General features: G+C 78.0%; 1 protein-coding gene and 1 pseudogene. One reads left to right on the forward strand and one right to left on the reverse strand.

Going from position 1 to position 1,021, the window contains the following annotated elements; translation table 11 throughout:
- Positions 1-270: pseudogene (locus BG452_RS35440) on the forward strand (hydrolase); the annotation flags it as partial.
- A 156-nt stretch (positions 271-426) separates the two neighbouring features.
- Here the strand turns inward: BG452_RS35440 and BG452_RS35445 are convergent.
- Positions 427-1,021: DUF6081 family protein (locus tag BG452_RS35445; RefSeq protein WP_188308448.1), on the reverse strand; the 595-nt coding region annotated here is incomplete at its 5' end.

A 1,021-nucleotide genomic window follows, 5' to 3' on the forward strand; every position in this document is an offset into this window, starting at 1 on the left:
CTGCTGCTGGAGCGCCCCGCGCGGGTCGCCGACGAGGGGCCGGTGAGCGCGCTGCACGCGGTGCGCGGCGGGCGGGACTGCGCGATCGCCGCGGAGCTGCTGCTGGCCGCCGCCGACCGGCTGTTCCGGGCGGCCGGCACCTCCGGGCAGGTCGAGAGCAGCCCGTTCGCCCGCGCCTGGCGGGACGTCAACGTGGCCGTGGGGCACCTGGTGCTGCGGTTCGAGCCGGCCGCGGGGGCGTACGCGCAGCGGGCGCTCGCGGAGCGGTAGCGGTAGCAGTAGCAGGAGCGGCAACCGGGACGGCCGGGGCCCGGGGGAACGGCGGTTCCCCCGGGCCCCGGCGTGTGGTCCGGCGTGTGGTCCGGCGTGTGGTCCGGCGTGTGGTCCGGCGTGTGGTCCGGCGTGTGGTCCGGAGCGGGTAGGGCGTCAGGCGGGACGGCGGCGGACCTGGGCGCGCTGCAGGGTCAGCCGCATGCCGCCCGTCGGCGCGTCGGCGAACATCCCGACGCCGAGGGCGAGTCGGGCGGGCCGCAGGCTCTCCAGCGGACCGTCCGTACCCCGGACCGGACGGGCCGGGGCGGGCAGCGGGCGGCCGAGGTCCGGCACGGTGAAGACCTCGGTGCCGTCCAGCCACCAGTGCGCCGAGCCGCGCCCGCCGTCGACCGTGACCGTGCAGCGGTGGAAGCGGCCCGGGACCCGGGCGGCCACCGGGAGCTCGTACGTGAAGGACCCGACGCCGGGGCGCGGGAGCCGCTCGTACAGCACCAGCACCCGGTCGTTGGTGAGCAGGAAGTCCAGGACCAGGCCGGAGGCGAAGTCCACGCAGATCATGTTGGCCGAGGCGCCGGGTGCGCCGCCGTACACCTCGGTGGAGAGGTCCAGCCAGGCGGTCAGCACCTCGCCGTCGCGCAGTTCGAAGCCGGGCGCCCCGGTCTCGTCGGCCGCGTCGGTGCGCTCGGCGAAGGCGGCCCAGCGCAGGTGGCCGGCCGGGCCGGACGGTCCGGCCGCCGGGCGGGCGAAG

The sequence above is a fragment of the Streptomyces sp. CBMA123 genome, assembly GCF_014596465.1.
GTDB lineage: Bacteria > Actinomycetota > Actinomycetes > Streptomycetales > Streptomycetaceae > Kitasatospora.